This is a genomic window from Candidatus Villigracilis sp. (assembly GCF_057083605.1).
On sequence record NZ_JBXMTI010000160.1, the window covers coordinates 17094 to 38403 of the forward strand.

Sequence of the window (21310 nt, forward strand, 5' to 3'; positions counted from 1 at the left end):
TTACTGATAACCGATTACTAATGAATCCAATCCGCCTCCTCAACCTGGGACCCATCCCACCCTTGCAGACTCAGTCCGTGTATCACGCATTGGCTGAGAGGATGACGCGTGACTCAAAGGATGTCATTATCCTATGCCGTCCAAGTGCGCCGTATCTTTGCCTTGGGTATCACCAGGTTTTCGAAAGCACCTTTGATGCGGAGGAATGTCAGCGGCGCGGACTGCCTGTTTTACGCCGAAGGCTCGGCGGCGGCGCAACGTATCTCGACGAGAATCAGATTTTCTATCAGTGCATTTTCCATCACAGCCGCATGCCTGCCATGCTCAAGGATATTTATGCAACTGCTCTCGCTGCGCCCGTCAATACCTTGAAGCAACTAGGTCTCAACGCCGAACTGCGCGACACAAACGAAATCGAAGTGGACGGTAAACGAATCGCTGGCACAGGCGGCGGGCGCATTGACGAGGCGTGCGTGGTTGTCGGCAATCTGTTATTTGATTTTGACTTTGAAGCCATGACCTCCGTATGGCGAACGCCGTCTTCTTCTTTTCGATGGCTTGCTGAAAAAGCGTTGCGCCAACAGCTTGTAACGCTGAATCAACTCGCGATAACCGCTTCACTGGATGAAATCACGGGAATGTTGATCGCTGATTTTTCAAAAGCTTTTAACCGTCCTATACAAATGGATACATTGACCGCCGAAGAAATCTTATCCGCGGACGAAGCGGCACAGGAACTGATCTCGGATGAATTCCTATCATTGCACAAGGAACGTGAAAAAATTATCCCAATGAGTTCCCTGAAAATCTCCGCGCGCGCTTTTATTCATGCAGAGGAAACTCACGTGAATGGCTATGATTTGCGCGGAAGTTTCTGGCTTTCGCAGGATGTCATTCAGATGGCGAAGCTGGAATCGAATCCAATATATGAATGGCAAAGCATTGAAGAGAATTTGCGTGGTATCCCATTCAAAGAATGGCAGGAGCAAATCCATGTTCACTTTTCCAACGAGACCATCTTATCGTAAGGACTCTTTATGACCAATTATGGATTTCTGATCGACCAAAGCAAGTGCATCGGATGTCACGCCTGCTCAACAGCTTGCAAATCCGAGAACCAGGTGCCACTTGGCGTGAATCGCACATGGGTCAAATATGTTGAGACGGGTGCGTATCCTGATGTGCGCCGCCGCTTTCAGGTGACGCGCTGCAACCATTGCGCCAACCCGCCCTGCGTGCGCATTTGTCCCGTCACGGCCATGTATCAGCGCGATGATGGTATCGTCGAGTTCGACCCGTCCATTTGCATCGGTTGTAAATCCTGTATGCAAGCCTGTCCCTACGACTCGATCTATCTCGACCCTGAAACCAACACCGCCGCCAAATGCACGTTTTGCGCGCATCGTTTGGATGTGGGACTTGAACCCGCCTGCGTGGTGGTCTGTCCCGAGCACGCGATCCTGGCTGGCGACTTGAACGACCCCGCTTCAGAAATAAGCCGAAAGTTGTCCACTGCGCAAGCGACAGTTCGCAAGCCCGAGCAGGGTACCGGGCCCAAACTCTTCTACATTAACGGCAATGATTGGTCGTTGCATCCATCTGCTTCACCTGCAAACGAATCGTATATGTGGGCAGATAAAATTACTGAACAGAATACATCCATGTATGAACTGCCTGTATTCCCGTCTTCAACAAAGACATCTAAATCAGGCACACCGCTTCGCACTCCACAGGAACAGGGACGCCCGATGAATGGCCCCATCCAAATCGGCGGACGTGTTGCCGAGCATATGGTTCAAACTGCATACAACGCGCAGCATAAAATTTATTGGCATTGGGAATTGCCAACATATCTTGTCACGAAAAATATCGCAGGTGGACTCTTCATGCTCTTGTGCCTTGGCTCGATGTTCAATATCTTCAACTTTGACTCTGCCACCTTCCTCGCTACAGGTTTCACCGCAATGGTCTTCATGCTCATTACAACCATTCTGCTCATCAAGGACCTCTCACAACCAAAACGTTTCTTGAGTATCCTTCTCCGCCCGCAATGGAAATCATGGGTGGCGCGTGGCGCATACATCATGGTCACATTCACCGCTGTGGCAGGGCTTTGGTGGCTGCTCGAAGGCGCGGCTCAGGTTGGCATCCTGCCCATCGAAACAGTAGCAACTATCCGCCCGTTTGCGGCGTGGATCGTCTTTCCGTTTGCATTAGGAGTCGTCATCTACACCGCCTTCCTGCTCGGTCAAGCCGAGGGACGCGATATGTGGCAGAACAGTTTGCTTCCCTTCCAACTCTTCGCGCAATCGATGATGGTTGCAAGCGGCATGTTCCTGATCGTGAATCTATTCGTCTCCTTTCCCGCTGACTTGCACACTCTTCTCGTTTCGCTATTCCCCGCCAGCATCGCGATCAATTTACTACTGACACTGGCTGGAAAATTCAACTCCTTCGCATCTGAAGTTGCCTTGCTTGGCTATCGCGAAATGACGCACGGAAAATTCCGCAATCACCATTGGTGGGGCGGCATCGCGCTGGGACATGTTGTCCCATTGGCATTGGTACTTGCATTCAGCACGCTTGCACCTGTTGCTGTTGCGTGTTCCGTTGTTGGCTTGTTCTTCTATGAATATGCCTTTGTGATGGCCCCGCAGCATATTCCGAATTCGTAAACAACTCGGTGGTTGAGTAGTCCCGCGCACTCTTCGCGGGACGTATCGAAACCACCAGTCATCAAAAAACTTTATCTTTTCATTCAACATGTTGGTTTCGATACGGCGGACGAGCACCGCCTACTCAACCAACGGAGTAAACATGACAAAAACAAACGCACCTCAAACCTCCGCAGGCACTGCCGTTCCACAATTCACCGCATCTGACCGCAAACCCATCAAACTGACCGAAGTCGTTCACCCCGATGGACGCATCAGCCAGTACCCGCCTCCCGAAGTTTGGGATGACTGGGTTGAATGGGATGGTAAAGAATGGCCCAAGAAAGTTGCGCGGCGATACACCCTTGTGCCAACCGTCTGCTTCAACTGCGAATCGGCGTGCGGACTCCTCGCCTACGTGGATAAAGACAACTACGAGATCCGCAAGTTCGAAGGCAACCCCGTCCATCCTGGCAGCCGCGGACGGAACTGTGCAAAAGGTCCCGCCACGCATAATCAGGTTTACGACCCTGAGCGGATTCTTTATCCATTAAAAAGAGTTGGTAAACGAGGTGAAGGGAAATGGGAACGCATTTCATGGGATCAAGCCTTATCCGAAATTGCGCAGAAAATGCGTGCCAGCCGTGAAAAACGCCGTGATGGAATTGTCTATCACGTGGGCAGGCCTGGCGAAGATGGATACACCAATCGAGTCATTCAAGCTTGGGGTGTGGATGGGCATAACAGTCACACCAATATCTGCTCGTCCTCTGCGCGTGCAGGCTATAACTTCTGGGCGGGACAGGATCGTCCGAGTCCTGATTACGCAAACGCACGCGTTATCCTTTTAATTTCAAGTCACCTCGAAACGGGGCATTATTTCAACCCACATGCACAACGCATTATCGAGGCGAAAACCGATGGCGCGAAGCTTATCACCTTCGACCCACGTTTGAGCAACACTGCCAGCATGAGCGATGTCTGGCTTCCAACATGGCCTGGGAGTGAGAATACGATTCTTCTGGCAATTGCGAATCATCTCATCCAAACGAATAAATACGACAAGGAATTTGTCCGCAAGTGGACGAATTGGAAGGAATTCATTCAACACGTTCAACAATCAGATTCCAAAGAATGGGATTCGATTCGCCCGCTAATCTCTAATTCTCCAATTCTCTTTGAAACTTTCGACGCCGTCCTCAAACAACTATATTCTGAATACACCTTTGAGCACGCCGCCAAAGAATCAGATGTGCCCATCGAGCGAATTGAACAATCCGCAAAATATATTGCTAATTGTGGCGGCAAACTCGCCACCCATGTCTGGCGCAGCGCCAGTGTTGGCAATCTCGGTGGGTGGCAGGTAGCGCGTTGCATCTTCTTCCTCAATGTGCTGACTGGCAGTGTTGGCACAGAAGGCGGAACATCGCTGACGAACTGGAATAAATTTGTTCCCAAGCCATTTAAATCTCCACCCGCGTTCAATGCGTGGAATGAATTGCATTATCCAAATGAATGGCCGCTCGCGCATTACGAAATGTCCTTCCTGCTCCCACACATGCTCGAAGAGGGCCGCGGCGACATTGACGTGTATTTCACGCGCGTCTACAACCCGATGTGGGTCAACCCTGATGGCTTCATGTGGCTCAAGGCGCTCAAGGATGAATCAAAAATAAAATGTTATGTCGCGCTCACTCCCACATGGAATGAAACCGCCTGGTTCGCCGATTATGTTCTGCCAACTGGCCACGGCCCCGAGCGCCACGACTTGATGAGCCAGGAAACACATTCGAGTCAATGGATCGCATTCCGACAGCCTGTGCGACGTGTGGCGATGGAACGCGCCGGTATCAAAGTTGACTTTACCTATCAAGCCAACCCTGGTGAAGTTTGGGAAGAAAACGAATTCTGGATTCAACTCTCCGCCCGCTTCGACCCTGATGGTTCGCTTAGCATTCGGCAATATTTTGAAAGTCCATACCGCGTGGGTGAGATCATCACCGTGGACGAATACTATCAATGGATTTTTGAAAACTCCGTGCCCGGTCTGCCCGAAGCCGCTGCGAAGGAGGGATTAACTCCGCTGGCATATATGCGCAAGTATGGCGTATTTGAAGTGAAGAAGGAAAATTACATACCTTATGAAAAGGTAATTGGTAAATTCGTAAATGGGAATTTGATGGACGGTGACTCACCAATTACCAATTACGCACTTGACGATCATGACCGTGTTCTAAAAGACAGCCAGGTTGTTGGCGTGAATATTGACAATGAAGTAAAAGTCGGGTTTGATACGCCGAGTCGCAAACTCGAATTCTTCAGCGATACGCTATCCAATTGGGGCTGGGCTGAAAAGGAAAATGTAATCCCATGGTCGCTGAAGAGTCACGTTGACCCTGAAAATATCGATCTGAAAAAAGGTGAGATGATTCTGCTTCCGAATTTCAGATTGCCAACATTGATTCATACGCGCAGTGCAAATGCAAAATGGTTGTATGAGATCAGTCATAAGAACCCGATCTGGATGAACCCCGATGACGCAAAACGCATCGGCGTGGATACTGGCGACCTTGCGCGCGTGGATACCGAGATCGGTTATTTCATCGACAGCGTTTGGGTAACTGAAGGGATCAAGCCTGGCGTGATCGCCATCAGTCATCACTTGGGACGCTGGCGCTTACAGGAAGATTCGGGCGTCAATCGTGGCTCGTCGAATCTTGTCGATTTGAAAGATGATGGCAAAGGCGGATTTCTTCTGCGGGTTATTCACGGTGCGAAAGCATGGGAATCCAGCGACCCTGACACGAGCCGCATCTGGTGGAGTAATGTTGGTGTGACGCAAAACCTCACGCACGCGGTTCACCCTGACCCCGTCAGTGGCGTTCATTGCTGGCTACAAAAAGCAAATGTCCGCAAGGCGAATGCGGATGAGCAGGCAGGCGACGTGTTCGTTGATACGAATAAGTCCATGGAAAAATATCGCGAGTGGTTGAAACTTGCGCGTCCCGCTGAACAAGTCAGTCCGGACGGCAATCGTCGCCCCTACTGGTTGGCGCGTCCCCTCAAGCCTGTCAAAGAGGCGTATAAATTGAAGAAATAAAGTTGAAGACCTGACAGGTTTCCGTGGAAGTCTCGTGGGCACGATTTTCGCGTGAACGAAGGTGCGCGACTTTGAGGATGCCTTGTAAAACCTGTCAGGTCTGTGAATGCCCCTCGAAACAGAATCAACTCTCAGTGAGTCCGAAGCGGCTCTTTATCCAAGTGAAAAGGTAATGGTATGGCAGTCAAATCTACAAAAGCAAAAAAGAAACCCAAACAGGAAATCCCCGAAGTGCCCGTGTGGACATATCGCGGCTATCACCTGCAAACGAGCGAGTTCGTCACTGCGATGGTGCATTTCTTCCGCGCGGAAATTCAACGCGCCAACGTATGGCGGCAGCGGCTTGATACAACGACCAACTGGGCAGTGGTGGCCACGGGCGCAACGCTTTCAATTGCGTTCAGCCAGTCAGACGTTCATCACTCGATCATTCTTTTGAATACATTGCTGGTCTTGTGGTTCCTGTTTATCGAAGCGCGGCGTTATCGTTATTACGAGCTATGGAGTTACCGCGTGCGTTTGATGGAAACGGATTTTTATGCGGCCATGCTTGTGCCGCCATTTCATCCTTCACCTGAATGGGCAGAGAACCTGGCCGAGAGCTTGCTCACGCCAAGTTTCCCCATTTCAATTTGGGAAGCGTTTGGACGCCGCCTTCGCCGAAATTATTATTGGATCTTTCTCATCCTTTACGCTTCATGGGTTGCAAAGGTTTGGTTGTTCCCCTACCCCCCAGAGAATTTACAAATCTTCATCAATCGTGCTGCAGTCGGCCCCGTTTCAGGTGAGATCATGATCGGGCTTGGGCTTGTGTTCTATACCTTTCTTGCGGTCTTTGCCGTTGCCACCATCAACATGACGCGCGCCACTGGCGAGGTACTCCCCCGCTTCGGTGATGAATCTGCAACTGCCGCGCCATCTGAACAGGGAAAGCATAGAGGCCTGCGAGCCATGCTTGCGCCTCGTCAACGCCGCCGACAGTTGCTTGCGCTCATCATCACCGATAAAGCTGAAAGCGTTGCCAACCGCATCCTCACCGACCTTAAGCGCGGCGTCACTTCACTTTCAGGCAAAGGGATGTATACGGGCAAGGATCGCACCATTCTCATGTGCGCGTTGACCGTTACCGAAGCACATAATTTGAAATCTGCTGTTGCCAAGGAAGACCCCAAGGCCGTTGTCATCGTTACGCCTGCGCAGGAAATTCTGGGTGGTGGGTTTGCTCCGCTTGAAGAGAAGTAATGCTCGAAGATATATTACGGGAAAGTTCGTTACGCCATAAACATATCTGCCCACGCCAGGTATTGGGTGTACGCATGAGTTTATACGCTGGTGAATTGCTAAATCTTGATCTGCCGCTTGCGAACAAACGCCTGCTCGTGATAGCTGAAACAGATGGCTGCACCGTGGATGGGATCATGGCGGCAACGGGCTGTCATGTGGGTGGCCGCACGCTTCGCATTCTGGACCTGGGAAAGGTTGCGGCGACATTCGTAAATATCCGCACCGAAGAGGCGATCCGCATTGCACCGTCCATTGATTCCCGCTCATTAGCCTGTGAGTATGCGCCGCAAGCGCCCAACCGCTGGCAGGCCATGTTGGATGCTTATAAGATCATCCCCGCCGAAGAATTATTTGCGACTCAATCTGTTCAACTGAAGACCTCGATTACCGAAATTATCAGCACACCCGCTAAAGTTGCCATCTGCGAAAACTGCATGGAGGAAATCTTTAACGGGCGTGAGGTGCATCGGGGCGATGTAATATTATGCCAATCTTGCGCGGGAGAATGTTACTATCACGGTAACGCAGATAAATCAGCAAATAGAAGTGAATTAATCCATACAGCGTTACAGGGCTTACCCGATAATTCCGCCAAAGGTTAATAGGGCAATCGGCATGAGGATCCAGCCCAGCAGCCTGTGAACATGCTTATAGATGCCAGCCGCTTTTCGTCCGGGCCTCGGGTCCCATTTGCTGGCAATGCCGAGGTCAATATAGGGGAGGAATAGCGCAAAGCTATAAAGAACGGGGTTATAGGGTGGTTTTGCATCACTGGTATCAAGGATGACAAGGTCTTCCTCTTTACGAAATACGAATGCACCAATAGCAACCACAAGCGCACTCCATATGAATGCAAAAACAGGTCGCTGCCCATAGCCTGAAAAAATATAAAGGAACCAGGACCAGAACCAGGGTCCAGAGCGAGGCGCGAGAATTTGATCCCGTTCGCGATTCTTTTGTTTAATTTCCACTTGCGCGGCCCAATCAGGATGCCCCTTATCCATCAGGAACTGATTGAGGGTTCGGTAGGCCTGCGGACTGTATGCAGATTCCTCCACCATATCCAAAAGAGTACCCCATGTTTCATCAGTCAGTTCACGATCTCCAATCCCGATATCGGTATAGGATATGCCGCGTAAATTAAATGACTCGGGGTACTGAGGCCATGAAAATTGTTCCATTGTGAAATAGCCGGTGCTGGCGTTGCTCATGTCCAGTGTGTTGATGACATTCACCTGCTTGAAGGTGGTTGATTCGGTTGCGGTAAATCCCTCGGCAAAGAATTTATCCGCGTTGACATTTTCCAGGCTCAACTCTCCATTCACTTTTGTGGCGGTCAGATCGATCAGTGCATAACTCTGATTGCCTTTTCCTTTGATCTTTAGATCACCAAATTGGTTATGTTCGAGGCTCAAGCCCGCAGGGGATGTGAATCCATCAAACAGCACGGGGCCATCCACATTTGCAAGGCTGACCGTAAAAGGCTGTTCGGGATAATTGTAGGTGGCGCTTGTGAAGTCAAAATCATTGGTGGCTTGTATGCCTGTAAAATCCACGGGGCCGTTGAATGTTGAACCAATAAAATTAGGCCAACCCACTTCAGCATAGGTAAACGAAAATCCCTTATTAAATGTGGCGCCGTCGAAATCAGTAAAGCGTTCCACAGTCAGGTAATCGAAGTTGACATCGCCGTTGAAAGTGGCATTCGAGAAACTGGCATCGCGCTCCACGGTGCCGCTTTCAAAATTGGCAGTGTCATTGAAAACAACTTTTTTGAATGAAGCAAGATTGCCAACTTTGAAGTCCTTGAAGTTGGCAGGTTTTTCAAAGATTGCATTCTCAAAAATTGCATTCACTCCAAATTGTGAGCTTGCAAACATCGCATCCCCTTTGATGATAGCATTTCTGAGTTCGGTTGTCTTGGCTACCTGAATTTGCCAGAGTTCAAATGGAAATGCCGTGCCTTCATCGACTTTCACACCGTTGAAGCGGGAATTTGCCGCAAAGAAACTACCGCCAATGTTGGCATCAAACAATACGACAGCGCTTTCGTAGGTGGAATTGTAAAGCGCCAGGTCTTCATCGATCACAATTCTGCCCATTCTGATCGCACCCGTTACGAGGGAATCGTACATATTAAAGGAGTGGATGCTTGCGCGGGACATTTCGATCCTGCCATTAAAGGTACATTTATCAAAGACTACATTAAAGGGAATGGATAATCCATCTGCCTTGATATCGCCCTGGATCGTGGCATTATAAACCTTGAAGAAGGCCGAGCCTTGCAGGGCAGGGTCCTTGAATAATTCCACGATGAACTCGGCGCGTACCGCCCGCTGGTCTTCGTTCCCGAATGCCTGAGCCAGGTCTGCCTCACCATCTGCAAGCAATTCTGCTTTGAGGTACTCCTCCGCTGCGGGGTTGTAGGTTAGTTCCTGTATTTTTGGGCTGGCCTTCGCAGGGGAAATTTGTGTGCTCGTGATCAACAAGGTGATTACTATGGAAATAAAAAAATGGATTAGTGTTTTCATGATAGCCTCCTGGGAGTTAAGGTGTTTTTCGCGCATGTTACGAATCGTTGCGCCAGTTTATCATGAATGGAATTTACGGATGTTTACAATGGCGAAAGGTGGAAAGTATAGGGTAAAATCCGAACCGCAAAGGTAAGAGTTTACCCTTATCAATAATCTATTTATCATTGGAGAAAGCTACATGACAACTGTTCGTAACGACGTTTTTAAAATTGCCGATAAATTTGTAACCCTGCTGGGTGATGAGGTGAAGGTGGGGCAGATGGCTCCTGAATTCACCTCCGTGGTGCCGGGCTGGGGTACTGTGAATCCGCTTCAAGAATCCAAGGGCAAGGTGATCATCATTTCAGCTGTACCCTCCCTGGATACCGATGTATGTGATCGTGAAACCCGCCGCTTCAATGAAGAAGCTGCCAAACTCAGCGATGATATTGTGATCTACACTGTTAGCACAGATTTCCCTATGGCACAAAAACGCTGGTGCGGAGCTGCTGGCGTGGATAAAGTGAAGGTTGTTTCCGATGTGGTCGAAGCGGATTTTGGTTTGAAGTACGGCGTCCTCATTAAAGAGCGACGCTACCTGCGCCGTTCAGTCTTTATCGTTGGGCGTGATGGAAAACTGACTTACGTCAAGTACCAGCCAGTTCTCGGCGAAGAACCGAATTACGATGAAGTCATCAACGCCGCGAAAGAAGCCTTGAAGTAAAACGAATGCCTCAGTAAACAGGAGCAGGCTAACGATTAAGAAAGAAGCGAAAACCGTCTCTCGTGCGAGGCGGTTTTTAATCCAAATGATATTATCACGTCATTGCGAGGGCGATAGCCCGAAGCAATCTCCAACTTTGCCTGAGATTGCTTCGCTCGCTTGAAAGCGCTCGCTCGCAATGACGATGAAGGAGAAATTTATGAGTGAAGCAAGAAAAGCATTTTGGGAAGGTGTGCGCGCTGAAATCCCACTCTTAATTGGCGTCTTTCCTTTTGGCATGATCTATGGAGCGCTGGCTCTCAATGCAGGGCTTTCTACTCTTGCATCGCAAATGATGTCATCCATGGTCTTTGCAGGGTCGGCACAATTCATCACTACTCAACTCGTGCATGATGCTGCGCCTGGGTTTGTGATCATTGTGACCATTGCCGTGGTCAACCTGCGCCATATGTTGTACAGCGCCTCGCTTGCGCCGTATTTGAAAGATCTGTCGCTGAAATGGAAAATTCTGCTTTCTTATTTGCTGACCGATGAAGCTTATGCGCCGACCATCTTAAAGTTTGAAAAAGACGGCCTCACGCCTTTTAGTCATTGGTTTTTATTGGGCGCGGGTCTTGCATTGTGGTCTAACTGGCAGATCAGCACTGCGCTCGGCATTTTTCTCGGCGCAGAAATGCCCAGTGACTGGCCGCTTGATTTCGCCCTGCCATTGACATTCATTGCCATGGTTGTACCTGTCTTGAAAAAACAACCGATGATCGCCGCAGCATTAAGCGCGGGAGTTACAGCTTTACTTGCTTATCATCTTCCATTTAAACTTGGGTTGATCCTGGCCGCATTGGTCGGCATCGCGGTGGGCACAATATTGGAAGGCAGAAAATCCCCAAGGAGTACACTGTCCTCAAAGGAGATGCAATGAGTATCTGGCTGATCATGCTGATCGGAGGTTTGCTCACCTTTGGGATGAGGTTCTCGCTCATTTATTTGTTTGGCAAGTTCGAGGTTCCAGAAACGATGCGGCGCGCGCTACATTACGTCCCGCCTGCTGTGCTTTCCGCGATCATCTTTCCTGAATTGCTTTTTCGCAACGGCGCTTTCGACCCATCCCTCGGTAACACACGTTTGCTGGCTGGCGTCATCGCTATTTTAGTGGCATGGTTTTCAAGGAATACATTGCTCACCATCCTGGTGGGGATGGCCGCCCTGCTGATCCTTCAATGGTTGTAACAAAACGCCCGCGTAATGCGGGCGTCATTTTATATGTAAACCAGAAAGACCTGATTGCCGCCCGCCTCTTTTGCACGCGACATGGCTTGCCGCGCTTGTTGGATCAATGGTTCTACTTCAGTGGATGAACTGATATGTGCCACAGATGCGATTCCTGCGCTGACTTTTACATTCAACGGCGGTTCATTCTGGACCTCGATCCTGGTACCTCGTACCCCAGCTATGATCCTCTCTGCCACTTTTTCCGCATCCGCGCCAATGACATTGGAAAACGCGATCACGAACTCATCCCCCGCCCAACGACCAATACAATCATAGGGGCGGCTCTTCTCCCGGATCGATTGAGAAACGATCCGCAGAACTTCATCACCAGTTTCAACGCCGAATGAATCGTTGATGACCTTGAAGTTATCGATATCCAATGCGATCAAACTTAATGGCATGGAGGCGCGGCGTGCCCGTTCCAATTCCGCTGCGGACTGTTTCAAAAAGGCGGCTCGATTCATATACCCGGTCAGATCGTCAAAAACCGCCTGGTTTTCCAACTGACTGCGGGCAGAGGCGAGGTTGCTCACCAATGAAATGATCCGCTCTGCCATGGCCACACGGTTCTTTAGGTCAGCCGCCTTGAACGGCCTTTGAATGGTATCGTCCATTCCATCCGGGGACTGGTCATCTTCCAGGCTTTTGCTGGTAATCAATAAAATATAAAGGGAATCAGGCAGCTTGGTGGCACGCGCACGTGGAATGAATTGCGTACTTCGTAAATCGCTGGTATCCCAATTTGCGATCAAGAAACGCACCTCGCCAGTTTGAATATAAGGCCAGGCTTCTTCGCTGGAAGCAATTGGGATGAGCTTATCCCTGCTGCCATTCAATGCCTGCTGAATGAGCACAAGTTCTTTTGGTTCGTTTTCAAGCACCAGTATTTTCATGGGCCACCTATAGCGATATTATAGCAGGGTGTTTAATTTCCCGATCCATGAATCATAGCCTGAACGGCATTTAATATGAAAGCAATTGCCTTACGTTGACAAATGCCATCTCCCATAGTAATATTTGCCCCGCTCTAACCACAACGCCGAGGTAGCTCAGTGGCAGAGCAGGGGACTCATAAGCCCTTGGTCGGGAGTTCAAATCTCCCCCTCGGCACTACAGACCACCATAAGGTGGTCTTTCTTTTTTGTTCGAGATTTCGCAGGGTCACCGTTTTTGTTTATCTGGAAAGGGAGCAAATTGCACATATCCCTCCCCTACTTTATCTATGATTTTTTCGATACGCTTTGTTGTTTTTTTGTTCAGAGGCAGTATCTGCTGCAAGTACACTTCTCCGTAGGGCGTCAATGCCAACAAAGATTCAATCGCATAAATTGCATTCGGATTATTGGGGTCAGGCGTGTCAAAAGGCACATAATAATCATCATGACTTTCGAACATCATCTTTCGCCAATATCTTTCAAAGTAGGGGTATTTTTTATCATCCAGAAGTTCTTTCAGCAGGGCTGAAAAATATTGCTTGGAGCGCACCCGCAGAGATCGACGCCGAAAATAACGCGCGTTTATTAAACAGTACTTTTCCCATACATCCTGTCCTACTAATTCCCTAAAATTGGACTCAACATGAAACACATAACGCATTTGGTTATAACCGCCAACAAGTTGATCGGCATTTAAGAATAGGGATTCGGGAATATTGTAAAATTCCAGCAAACAGCGATTGACTAACAATACGTCACAGAACGCATCGGTGACCAGAACAGGCAGGTTGATCCGCCCAATGTGCTCCCCTAGCTCACTGATAAAGGCCTTTGGGTCAAAATTCTTTATTGGGGTTTCATCTCCCTTTCGTATTACATCAAGTTCGGTTACCCCACTGGCGGCAAACAAAAACTCCTGTCGTTCCAGGGTTGTCAGGCGAAAACCATCGGCCAGTTTTACAAGGATATTATCCTTTAATAGTGATCTCCTCGCCCCGCGTTCAATATTGCTGATGATTGCCACATCCACATCCGATTTTTCAGCCAATTCCAGTTGTGTCCATCGCATATCTTCACGCAAGGATGCTACAAGAGCGCCAAACTCAAAACGATTCATTATGCTCCTATCACAGTTAACTCTCTTATGTGACAAGCTACCAATAATTTCGATTTTTAAAAAGGCCAAAATTTCTTGATAATTATACAAAATTGTCAACAAATGGACTAGAGAATATTTATAAGTATACTCAAAAATATTTAATAGGAAAGTATAACAATTTTTTTTGACATTTACAGCAGAGAATGGATAATTACATTTATCTATATTTTTTCGGCGCAACATTAAAGGTTTTGGGCTTCAACCTACAATGCAGCCGAGTGCGCCATATCCAAAAGAGCAGGGGAAACGCCTCGGAAATCATAAATGGGGTAGTCGTAAGGACTGCCCCAAGGGGTTTAACATCCGCCCTCTGGGCGGTTTTTTATTTGAAAGAAAGTAAGTGACAAATTACAGATGGTAAACAGAGTCAATTTGTAATATTATTACAGAGTATCGCATGATTTACTAAGCTAGGGTTGTGATATTTAACTCGAGTTGCCACTATTCTAAATTGTGTCATGCTGAGCGACAGCGAAGCATCTCAGATATGACAAACGAGACCCTTCGGTCGCGAAGAACGCTCCCTCAGGGAGACACAATGTAGTTTTTTATAAAGGTAGCAACTTAAGTTATTTACTCTTAATTCCATCAAAAAAGTTTACTCATCTATGAGATAAGCGATAGGAAAACCCATAAGGGAGGTTGCCATGAAGCGTTTTTTCGTTACATTACCAGTTCTTTTGTTTGTTATCTTTTCTAGTGCTTGTGATGTGGAGAATACACCCATCCCGGATGACCTGGGTACGGCTGTTGCATTAACGCAAACAGCCGTCATGTGGACTCCCACCGTTACATCAACCCCCGACCCCAATGAACCAAAGATCATTGAATGGCTGAATGAATATTTCACCTCTTCAGACGCTCTGCAACAAACCTTTGATGTTAAATTTCGCGCTTTAGATGTGATGTTCCCGCTTTTACCAGAAAACAAACCGCCCACTACATTTCGCGTGGATGTACATTGTGAGTGCGCAAATAATAGACCCTGCTGTACCCCTGAGCGTGCATTCGTAGTTACCATGTGGGCAATGAGGGAACGCAGAGAAAAGATCTGCGAACAAGTCCCTGATAGCATTACTGAACTCCAAGTTGTAAGTTTCGATCACAGTAACCAGATCGGCATGGTCATAGCCAGTTGGCAGGATGTGGAAGACTATATTACTGATAAAATTAATGGGTATCAACTGGGCTCGCGAGCCAGAACCTTATCCTATCCGTAACCATTATTTATGCAAATTCAAATCACTAAACTCATCCGCAGTAAACGCCGCACGATTGCACTCATCGTCGAGAGGGATGGCAGCCTCACGGTCCGCGCACCGAAGCGGGCGGCGGTTGCGGACATCGATTCTTTTATTCAGGAAAAGGCCAATTGGATCACCCGCACTCGTGAAAAAGTCAAATCCATAGTGGGGATCCCTGAAAAGAAATTTGAGGATGGGGAAATTTTTTTATTTCTAGGGAATGGGTATGAATTAAAGCTGGTAAAGCCGCAGCGCCCTGCTTTGAAATTCCATGATGGTTTCACACTTGGGAGCACAGCACAAAAACGCGCCGAGTTGAACTTCGTCCGTTGGTATAAAGAGCGGGCATACGCAGTGATCTCGGAACGAGTCAATATATTTTCACAAGAATATGGATTCATGCCAAAGCAAGTGAAAATTTCATCTGCGAGAACACGCTGGGGATCATGTAGCCCGGATGGCACACTTAATTTCACATGGCGTCTGGTGATGGCTCCGCTGGATGTGATCGATTATGTCGTTATTCATGAACTGGCCCACTTGCGTGTAAAAGACCACTCAAGCAAATTCTGGAAGGAAGTGGAAAATATTTTTCCCGACTACAAAGCAAAACGAAAATGGTTACGCCTGCATGGGGAGAAGCTGATCTTATAAGTAAACAACTAGAAAACACCTGCCCTCAAAGTTGTGAAACAATTAAATAAAATGCAAAGAAGCGAGAATTAATACAACCTATGAATCTACTCCCCGAATCCCTGATTGAAATCCGTGAACACAATGGGCCTGATTACAAGCCATTGGTGGATTACCAGACCTGGCGTGTGGCATTGATGAACTACACGCCTGACCTCACGCCCGATAAGATCAACCGAATGCAAAAACATACAGAGACGGATGAAGTCTTTGTGTTAATGACAGGGCGCTGTATTCTTTTTATCGGCGAAGGCAGGGAGACCGTTACCAAAGTCCATGCGGTGGATATGGAGCCGTATAAACTTTATAACGTGAAGAAAAATGCCTGGCATTCGCATACTTTCAGCGAAGATGCGCGTGTATTGATCGTGGAAAATTGCGATACCATTGAATCCAATTCTCCGTTTGTGGGGCTTTCGATTGAACAGCAAAAACAAGTTGTGGAATTGACAGGGAAATTGTGGAGATAATTGTAGGGGCGGGGTGACCCCGCCCCTACAGATCAAATTCAAAGGTTGGCATTCCCTCAACATTCGTAGTCACTTTGAACAACCCGCCAGAGAGCGGGTATTTTTTAAAGTCAGCTTCACTCATGCCTTTTCGTGCGGAGGTGACGTATAGCTCGTTCATATCTTTTCCGCCGAAAACGCAGGATGAAGTGTGTAAGGCGGGAACTGTAACCTGCTCCAGCAATTTGCCTGAATTCGGATTCCACTTTGTCACCTGTGCCCCGCCCCACATGGCGATCCATAGATTGCCGTTCGTATCGGAGGTCATGCCGTCAGGCCAGCCAAGGGATTCGGGGATAGAGATCGCAACACGCGGATTCGCAATTTGACCCGTGGCTGAATCATAATCAAAGGCTTTTACTTCCCGCGTGGGACTGTCAATGTGATAAAAGGTTTTATGATCGGGGCTCCACGCGAGGCCGTTGGAGATGGTCACTTTATCAAGCAATCGTGTCGTATCTTTTCCATCGAATGAATAAAGTGAGCCGCTGGGGACTTTCTCATTTATGTCCATCGTACCAGCGAGGAAACGGCCCGCAGGATCACACTTTCCATCATTGATGCGATTGGTAGCAGATTCACTAAAAGAGAAGAGAATGGTCTGCTGGGATGTAGCAAGCTCAAAGTCCACGAAAGAGGCGCGTTTGCCGAGGAGGAGATGTCCGTTTTTGCATGGAGCAAGGCATCCGATGAAGTCATCCAATTGAGCGAGGAGTTCAGTCCCTGCATAAATGCGCTTTTCGAGAATATCGACCCAATACAAAGTTTGGGTCTTTGCATCCCATGCAGGGCCCTCACCAAGCAATGTTTTTGCATCAGAGATAAGTTCAGTTTGCATTTAACACTCCATACTGCTCACCTGGGGGCTAAGCCCCCCAGGTGAGCAGTGAGCAAATATTTTAGAACCAATCTCGTTTGTAGAAAATATAAGTTGCCACCGCTGTGAGCGCAAGTGACATGCCGATGACGGTTAGAAATGCAAATGGATGGCCTTCACCCGGCAGGGCAACATTCATGCCATAAAATGCAGCGACAAGGGAAGGCATGTTCAAAATGATGGTCAATGCGGCCAGCGCTTTCATGACACCATTTAAGTTATTGGAAATAATGGAAGCGAAGGCATCCATCATGCCTGAAAGAATTTCTGTGGCAATGCTGGTCATTTGAATGGCTTGCTGGTTTTCGGTGAGCACATCCTCCAGCAGATCCTGGTCTTCTTCATAATAATTGAAAAGCTGGGTACGTTGCACGCGTTCCATCATCACCTCGTTTGAACGAAGTGCAGTTGCAAAATAGGTAAGGCTCTTTTGATATTTGAGCAGTTCCAACACTTCGCGGTTGCGGGTGGATTTTTGCAATTGATCTTCCACAGCTTCGGTGGCGCGGTTGATCTCGCGCAGCAGGTTCAAATAACGCGCGGATGTTTCAAGGAAGATGTATAAAGCCAGGCGGTAGCGCTTGCCTGTCTTCATCAAACGATATTTACCATTGGTTAATATTTTGAGAATACTGCTATCGTAACGGCAAACGGTAATGATCTTATTTCCTAAAATCATAATGCCAAGCGGAACCGTTGCATAAGGCGCATCACTTTCGGGCCGATAAATGGGAATGCGAAGCAGGATGAAGGTGTATTCTTCATCGCGTTCCATACGCGCCATTTCATCCTGGTCGAGTGAATAATTAATATAGTCCATATCCATCCCCCAGTTGACCAACTTCTCCATCTCTTCAGGCGTTGGGTCCACTACATTGACCCATGCGCCATTCGCGATCATTTCGATGTTTTCGAGCCCCTGCTCAGTGGTCTTGTAAATGCTCAGCATGACTGCCTCCTTGCGTGAATTGACATCACGCAGGGCACATGCGCGGCTACGTGATGTTGCTAACTAAATTAAATATCAACCGCCCGCATCTACTGGGCGGGTTATTATCAGAAGAACTTAGGTCACTCTCATCCGTGTGATACATGGTTTCCTTGCTTTTCAGCCCGGTTATTTTACGCCCGTTGATGGAAATGCACAACCATTTTTTACAAGACAGGCAGAAATTTCCAGAGATCAGGAATTTTTCTGCCATTATTCGCGCCATTTGTTCATTCGTGTAATTCGCGTTAAGAATTTCCTGACTTCACAAAAGCCATGCATTATGATTTTCCTGCACCGAATTAGTGACTACTGAATGGGCGTACCCACCGCACCGCTACAGGGCGCTCCAGGTTCGGGGTTTTGTGGGCCATTCTCATAGAAGGCAATGAACGGCGCAATGCGATCATCGGGTAATGAATCGATCACCAACTGTATGCCCCAGGCTGTTAATACCACATCACTTTCTTGTGGCAAATAGGGACTCATCAAAATATAACTGTGCCCTCTTACAAGATTTTGTAATTCTGTAATTTGATCCTCAGGCAAATCGAGACGGTATGTCAACCAGACGGCGCCATGTTCCATGGAATGAAGCGCATTGCCCAACTCAATGGGCTGGTCATAAATTCCACAGTTCTGCCATCCGTCAAAGTGTACGCCAAATACAGGCGGAAGGTCGCCCTCTGGCACAGCGATCACTTCCGCATGGCTATGATATTCCAAACGGTCTGGGTATGTCTGCACACCTTCAATTCCGCTGTTATTCGGCAGAGCGGTCCATTCGGCTGTTACATTCAATTCTGGCGTGAAGGTAAGATGGGGAACTTCCACGCGTGGGATCAGCGCATTACACGCTAATATGACAACGGGTAATACCAATAAACTTATTAGTTTGATAAATTTGGGTTTCATGATGTGCTCCTCGTGGTTGTAATTATATCCATCATTTAAACTCTTTCATGCAATTGCCAGTTACATTGTTTTGACGGGCTTTCTGGCAGTCGCCGTGATAGGCACCATATATGGGGCACGGCGTAAGTCGGATTGGCAATCCGACTTACATTTGCGAAGCGTCTTAATCGAGGCTGGATTATAATTTTTCAATGCCTACCACAACCGACTCTATCCGCAACTATTACGACCAGAATACAAATCTATTCCGAAAATTCAGCGGTTCGCGCAAGGCGCTGAACATTCATCGCCCCCTATGGATGAAAAGCACAAAGACCCTCGACCATGCGCTGAATGCATCTAATGCGCTAATTCAGGCTGAGATCGAATCCGTTGCACAGATCAACGCGCGCATTGCAGACTTGGGATGCGGAGTGGGTGCAAGCTTGTTTTACATTTATCCGCGCTTGCAGAAACCCGCGCCCGCATTCGGATTAACCCTCAGCCCTGTGCAGGCAAAACTGGCACGAAACTCTGCAAAGCAATTAAACCTTCAAAACCAAATCCTTTTTACAGAAGGTGACTTCACGTCCGTTTCGCTGGCAGGCGATTCATTGGATGCTGTTTATTCTGTTGAGGCAGTATGCCATGCGGTGGAGCCAGAGAAATATTTTCGTCAGGCAGGTAGATTGCTACACAAGGGCGGTAAATTAATTCTTGTGGATGATTATCAAAGCACACGTCCGCTTTCAGAGGATAAAGTCACATGGCTGAACGCCTATATGGATGGATGGCACGTCCCAGGGATTAGAAGTGTTGACCAAATCACCTCACTCGCAGGAAAGCACAATTTACGTCTGGTCAAAAACGAAGAGCTTACGCCTTATCTTCACCTGCGCAATCTGCCCGATCTGCTTGCGCGCGCCATCCATTTTGTGGGAAATTATTTACCAATAAAACACGCAATCCTGCCATCCATGCTTGGCAGTATGGCATTGCAGCAATGCTTATATATGAAGATCATTGAGTATCGCCTTTTGGTGTTTGAGAAAATAGATGATGGACAATAGACGATTGACGATGGTCAATCGTCCATCGTCTATTGTCGTCTTTCCATGAAAACCATCACCCTCCTCACAAGCGGCACACTTGGCGATGTACTTCCATATATCGCGCTTGGCTGCGGCTTGCGTGAGGCAGGCTTCAACGCCCGCATCGCTGCGCCGATTGGGTTTGCGAAACTTGTTGAACCAAGCAAATTGACATTTGCGCCATTCGAGGGCAACCCATCTGACTTGTTAATCGAGCAAGGTGACCAGTCTCCGCTCACCCTCGGAAGCAGCTTCATCAACTCCATGCGCGCCACGCGCAGCTTCATCAACAAAGCTCGCCCGCTTTATGCGCACATGTTGCACACCGCCGCCGAAGCCTGCCGCGGCTCAGACGTTCTCATTCACGGCCTGCCAACCATGTGGGGCGCACATATTGCCGAAGGTCTGCACATCCCCGCCATCCGCGCCATCTTGCAACCCCTCGCGCCCACACGTCAATTTCCATCAGCACTCCTCCCATTTCGTTTTTCTTTTTTAGGGATTGGAAATTGGTTCACGCATTGGGCTGTGACTCAAGCCATGTGGCTTTCATGGCGCCGTGAGATCAACCACGCGCGTCACGCGGACTTTGGCCTGCCACCTGCCCAATGGATAGATCCTTCACTGCAAGCTTTTCCCCGCCAACCCCTCACCCTGAATGGATTCAGCGAGCACATCGTCCCCCGTCCACAGGATTGGAATGAAAAGCAAATCATCACTGGCTATTGGCGCAATTCCGGAGTCGGGCAGCTCGCTGCCAAATTAGGTGAACAGCAGGCTTTTCGACTCCAAAAATTTATTGATTCATCACCCAACGCCATCGCAATTGGATTCGGCAGCCCTGGCACAAAAGATATTACACATACATTGGAAATACTTCAGAAGGCATTGAGTTCAGCAAATGCCTATGCTGTATTAACGATTCCATCTAAATGGCATAAGGAAATCAAATCGAAAAATATTTTCCCCATCGAGTACATGCCACATGACTGGCTATATCGTCACGTGCAGGCTGCTGTACATCACGGCGGCGCAGGGACGACCTCCGCAAGTTTGCACGCAGGGATTCCTACCATCACAATGCCTCTTGGCGTTGATCAATTCTTCTGGGGTGAACGTATTTACAAAATTGGCGTCGGCCCAAGACCGATCCCACAGCGCAAACTAACCGCCGAAAAATTAGCAGGCGCGATTCAAACCGTGCTTCAAGATGAGGTCATGCAGGCAAAGGCAAAAACTATCAGCGAAGCATTAAGTTTGGAAAACGGGATTCAAGCTGCGGTGAGTGTGATGCGCGATGTCGTGTAGAGTCATGGCTGAGGCAATACGCGAAACGCTTCCCACTATACATAGGAGATTGCTCACCTGCACCGCAC

At 48.3% G+C, this 21310-nt stretch carries 19 protein-coding genes and 1 tRNA gene; 14 read left to right on the forward strand and 6 right to left on the reverse strand.

Going from position 1 to position 21310, the window contains the following annotated elements; genetic code table 11:
- Positions 1–20 precede the first annotated feature (20 nt).
- The 5 genes from AC14M5_RS23210 to AC14M5_RS23230 all read left to right on the forward strand — a co-directional run bounded on the left by AC14M5_RS23210 (position 21) and on the right by AC14M5_RS23230 (position 7640).
- Positions 21–1028, forward strand: coding sequence for a lipoate--protein ligase family protein (locus AC14M5_RS23210; RefSeq protein WP_484032103.1), 1008 nt, complete (start codon positions 21–23; stop codon positions 1026–1028).
- A gap of 9 nt (positions 1029–1037) precedes the next feature.
- Positions 1038–2675, forward strand: a complete 1638-nt coding sequence (locus tag AC14M5_RS23215; RefSeq protein ID WP_484032104.1) for a 4Fe-4S dicluster domain-containing protein — start codon at positions 1038–1040, stop codon at positions 2673–2675.
- A gap of 142 nt (positions 2676–2817) precedes the next feature.
- Complete coding sequence (locus AC14M5_RS23220) at positions 2818–5754, forward strand: molybdopterin-dependent oxidoreductase (RefSeq protein WP_484032105.1); 2937 nt, start codon at positions 2818–2820, stop codon at positions 5752–5754.
- Between the two features lie 177 nt (positions 5755–5931).
- A complete protein-coding gene (locus tag AC14M5_RS23225; RefSeq protein ID WP_484032106.1) occupies positions 5932–6996 on the forward strand; it encodes a DUF2270 domain-containing protein in 1065 nt (354 codons plus the stop codon).
- Positions 6996–7640: an FmdE family protein gene (locus AC14M5_RS23230; RefSeq protein WP_484032107.1), complete on the forward strand. Its 645-nt coding sequence runs from the start codon at positions 6996–6998 to the stop codon at positions 7638–7640. Before AC14M5_RS23225 ends, AC14M5_RS23230 begins: the two co-directional genes overlap by 1 nt.
- On the opposite strand, the gene AC14M5_RS23235 is transcribed toward AC14M5_RS23230, so the two are convergent.
- Positions 7614–9569 (reverse strand): pentapeptide repeat-containing protein, encoded by a 1956-nt coding sequence (locus AC14M5_RS23235; RefSeq protein WP_484032108.1) that lies wholly within the window; start codon positions 9567–9569, stop codon positions 7614–7616. The genes AC14M5_RS23230 and AC14M5_RS23235 overlap by 27 nt on opposite strands.
- A gap of 181 nt (positions 9570–9750) precedes the next feature.
- On the opposite strand from AC14M5_RS23235, the gene tpx reads away from it, so the two are divergent.
- The 3 genes from tpx (at position 9751) to AC14M5_RS23250 (ending at position 11502) form a co-directional block, all read left to right on the forward strand.
- On the forward strand, positions 9751–10275 hold the full coding sequence (gene tpx / locus AC14M5_RS23240) for a thiol peroxidase (protein WP_484032109.1): 525 nt from the start codon (positions 9751–9753) through the stop codon (positions 10273–10275).
- A 199-nt stretch (positions 10276–10474) separates the two neighbouring features.
- Positions 10475–11194, forward strand: a complete 720-nt coding sequence (locus AC14M5_RS23245; RefSeq protein WP_484032110.1) for an AzlC family ABC transporter permease — start codon at positions 10475–10477, stop codon at positions 11192–11194.
- Positions 11191–11502, forward strand: a complete 312-nt coding sequence (locus AC14M5_RS23250; RefSeq protein ID WP_484032111.1) for an AzlD domain-containing protein — start codon at positions 11191–11193, stop codon at positions 11500–11502. Before AC14M5_RS23245 ends, AC14M5_RS23250 begins: the two co-directional genes overlap by 4 nt.
- A gap of 29 nt (positions 11503–11531) precedes the next feature.
- Here the strand turns inward: AC14M5_RS23250 and AC14M5_RS23255 are convergent, their stop codons facing one another.
- Positions 11532–12437, reverse strand: a complete 906-nt coding sequence (locus AC14M5_RS23255) for a GGDEF domain-containing protein (protein ID WP_484032112.1) — start codon at positions 12435–12437, stop codon at positions 11532–11534.
- A 145-nt stretch (positions 12438–12582) separates the two neighbouring features.
- Between AC14M5_RS23255 and AC14M5_RS23260 the strand changes: the two genes are divergently transcribed.
- Positions 12583–12654: transfer RNA gene (locus AC14M5_RS23260), tRNA-Met, on the forward strand.
- Positions 12655–12705: 51 nt separating this feature from the next.
- Here the strand turns inward: AC14M5_RS23260 and AC14M5_RS23265 are convergent.
- Entirely contained in the window at positions 12706–13821 is a 1116-nt protein-coding gene (locus AC14M5_RS23265; RefSeq protein WP_484032113.1) for a helix-turn-helix domain-containing protein, read from the reverse strand.
- Between the two features lie 464 nt (positions 13822–14285).
- Here AC14M5_RS23265 and AC14M5_RS23270 point away from each other — a divergent pair, with 464 nt between their 5' ends.
- The 3 genes from AC14M5_RS23270 (at position 14286) to AC14M5_RS23280 (ending at position 16045) form a co-directional block, all read left to right on the forward strand.
- Positions 14286–14858 (forward strand): hypothetical protein, encoded by a 573-nt coding sequence (locus tag AC14M5_RS23270; RefSeq protein WP_484032114.1) that lies wholly within the window; start codon positions 14286–14288, stop codon positions 14856–14858.
- A 9-nt stretch (positions 14859–14867) separates the two neighbouring features.
- Positions 14868–15536, forward strand: coding sequence for a M48 family metallopeptidase (locus tag AC14M5_RS23275; protein WP_484032115.1), 669 nt, complete (start codon positions 14868–14870; stop codon positions 15534–15536).
- An 80-nt stretch (positions 15537–15616) separates the two neighbouring features.
- Positions 15617–16045 (forward strand): hypothetical protein, encoded by a 429-nt coding sequence (locus AC14M5_RS23280; RefSeq protein WP_484032116.1) that lies wholly within the window; start codon positions 15617–15619, stop codon positions 16043–16045.
- A 25-nt stretch (positions 16046–16070) separates the two neighbouring features.
- Here the strand turns inward: AC14M5_RS23280 and AC14M5_RS23285 are convergent, their stop codons facing one another.
- The 3 genes from AC14M5_RS23285 to AC14M5_RS23295 all read right to left on the reverse strand — a co-directional run bounded on the left by AC14M5_RS23285 (position 16071) and on the right by AC14M5_RS23295 (position 18864).
- Positions 16071–16922, reverse strand: a complete 852-nt coding sequence (locus tag AC14M5_RS23285) for an SMP-30/gluconolactonase/LRE family protein (protein ID WP_484032117.1) — start codon at positions 16920–16922, stop codon at positions 16071–16073.
- 61 nt (positions 16923–16983) lie between these two features.
- Positions 16984–17910, reverse strand: a complete 927-nt coding sequence (locus AC14M5_RS23290; protein WP_484032118.1) for a magnesium transporter CorA family protein — start codon at positions 17908–17910, stop codon at positions 16984–16986.
- 348 nt (positions 17911–18258) lie between these two features.
- Complete coding sequence (locus AC14M5_RS23295; protein WP_484032119.1) at positions 18259–18864, reverse strand: DUF3105 domain-containing protein; 606 nt, start codon at positions 18862–18864, stop codon at positions 18259–18261.
- A gap of 191 nt (positions 18865–19055) precedes the next feature.
- Here AC14M5_RS23295 and AC14M5_RS23300 point away from each other — a divergent pair, with 191 nt between their 5' ends.
- Complete coding sequence (locus AC14M5_RS23300; protein ID WP_484032120.1) at positions 19056–19913, forward strand: class I SAM-dependent methyltransferase; 858 nt, start codon at positions 19056–19058, stop codon at positions 19911–19913.
- A 45-nt stretch (positions 19914–19958) separates the two neighbouring features.
- Entirely contained in the window at positions 19959–21242 is a 1284-nt protein-coding gene (locus AC14M5_RS23305; protein ID WP_484032121.1) for a glycosyltransferase, read from the forward strand.
- Positions 21243–21310: the final 68 nt, after the last annotated feature.

Coding starts and splice junctions, on each gene's coding strand:
- AC14M5_RS23210 (WP_484032103.1), top strand. CDS start 21: ATGAATCCAATCCGCCTCCTCAACCTGGGACCCATCCCACCCTTGCAG.
- AC14M5_RS23215 (WP_484032104.1), top strand. CDS start 1,038: ATGACCAATTATGGATTTCTGATCGACCAAAGCAAGTGCATCGGATGT.
- AC14M5_RS23220 (WP_484032105.1), top strand. CDS start 2,818: ATGACAAAAACAAACGCACCTCAAACCTCCGCAGGCACTGCCGTTCCA.
- AC14M5_RS23225 (WP_484032106.1), top strand. CDS start 5,932: ATGGCAGTCAAATCTACAAAAGCAAAAAAGAAACCCAAACAGGAAATC.
- AC14M5_RS23230 (WP_484032107.1), top strand. CDS start 6,996: ATGCTCGAAGATATATTACGGGAAAGTTCGTTACGCCATAAACATATC.
- AC14M5_RS23235 (WP_484032108.1), bottom strand. CDS start 9,569: ATGAAAACACTAATCCATTTTTTTATTTCCATAGTAATCACCTTGTTG.
- tpx (WP_484032109.1), top strand. CDS start 9,751: ATGACAACTGTTCGTAACGACGTTTTTAAAATTGCCGATAAATTTGTA.
- AC14M5_RS23245 (WP_484032110.1), top strand. CDS start 10,475: ATGAGTGAAGCAAGAAAAGCATTTTGGGAAGGTGTGCGCGCTGAAATC.
- AC14M5_RS23250 (WP_484032111.1), top strand. CDS start 11,191: ATGAGTATCTGGCTGATCATGCTGATCGGAGGTTTGCTCACCTTTGGG.
- AC14M5_RS23255 (WP_484032112.1), bottom strand. CDS start 12,437: ATGAAAATACTGGTGCTTGAAAACGAACCAAAAGAACTTGTGCTCATT.
- AC14M5_RS23265 (WP_484032113.1), bottom strand. CDS start 13,821: ATGTTGCGCCGAAAAAATATAGATAAATGTAATTATCCATTCTCTGCT.
- AC14M5_RS23270 (WP_484032114.1), top strand. CDS start 14,286: ATGAAGCGTTTTTTCGTTACATTACCAGTTCTTTTGTTTGTTATCTTT.
- AC14M5_RS23275 (WP_484032115.1), top strand. CDS start 14,868: ATGCAAATTCAAATCACTAAACTCATCCGCAGTAAACGCCGCACGATT.
- AC14M5_RS23280 (WP_484032116.1), top strand. CDS start 15,617: ATGAATCTACTCCCCGAATCCCTGATTGAAATCCGTGAACACAATGGG.
- AC14M5_RS23285 (WP_484032117.1), bottom strand. CDS start 16,922: ATGCAAACTGAACTTATCTCTGATGCAAAAACATTGCTTGGTGAGGGC.
- AC14M5_RS23290 (WP_484032118.1), bottom strand. CDS start 17,910: ATGCTGAGCATTTACAAGACCACTGAGCAGGGGCTCGAAAACATCGAA.
- AC14M5_RS23295 (WP_484032119.1), bottom strand. CDS start 18,864: ATGAAACCCAAATTTATCAAACTAATAAGTTTATTGGTATTACCCGTT.
- AC14M5_RS23300 (WP_484032120.1), top strand. CDS start 19,056: ATGCCTACCACAACCGACTCTATCCGCAACTATTACGACCAGAATACA.
- AC14M5_RS23305 (WP_484032121.1), top strand. CDS start 19,959: ATGAAAACCATCACCCTCCTCACAAGCGGCACACTTGGCGATGTACTT.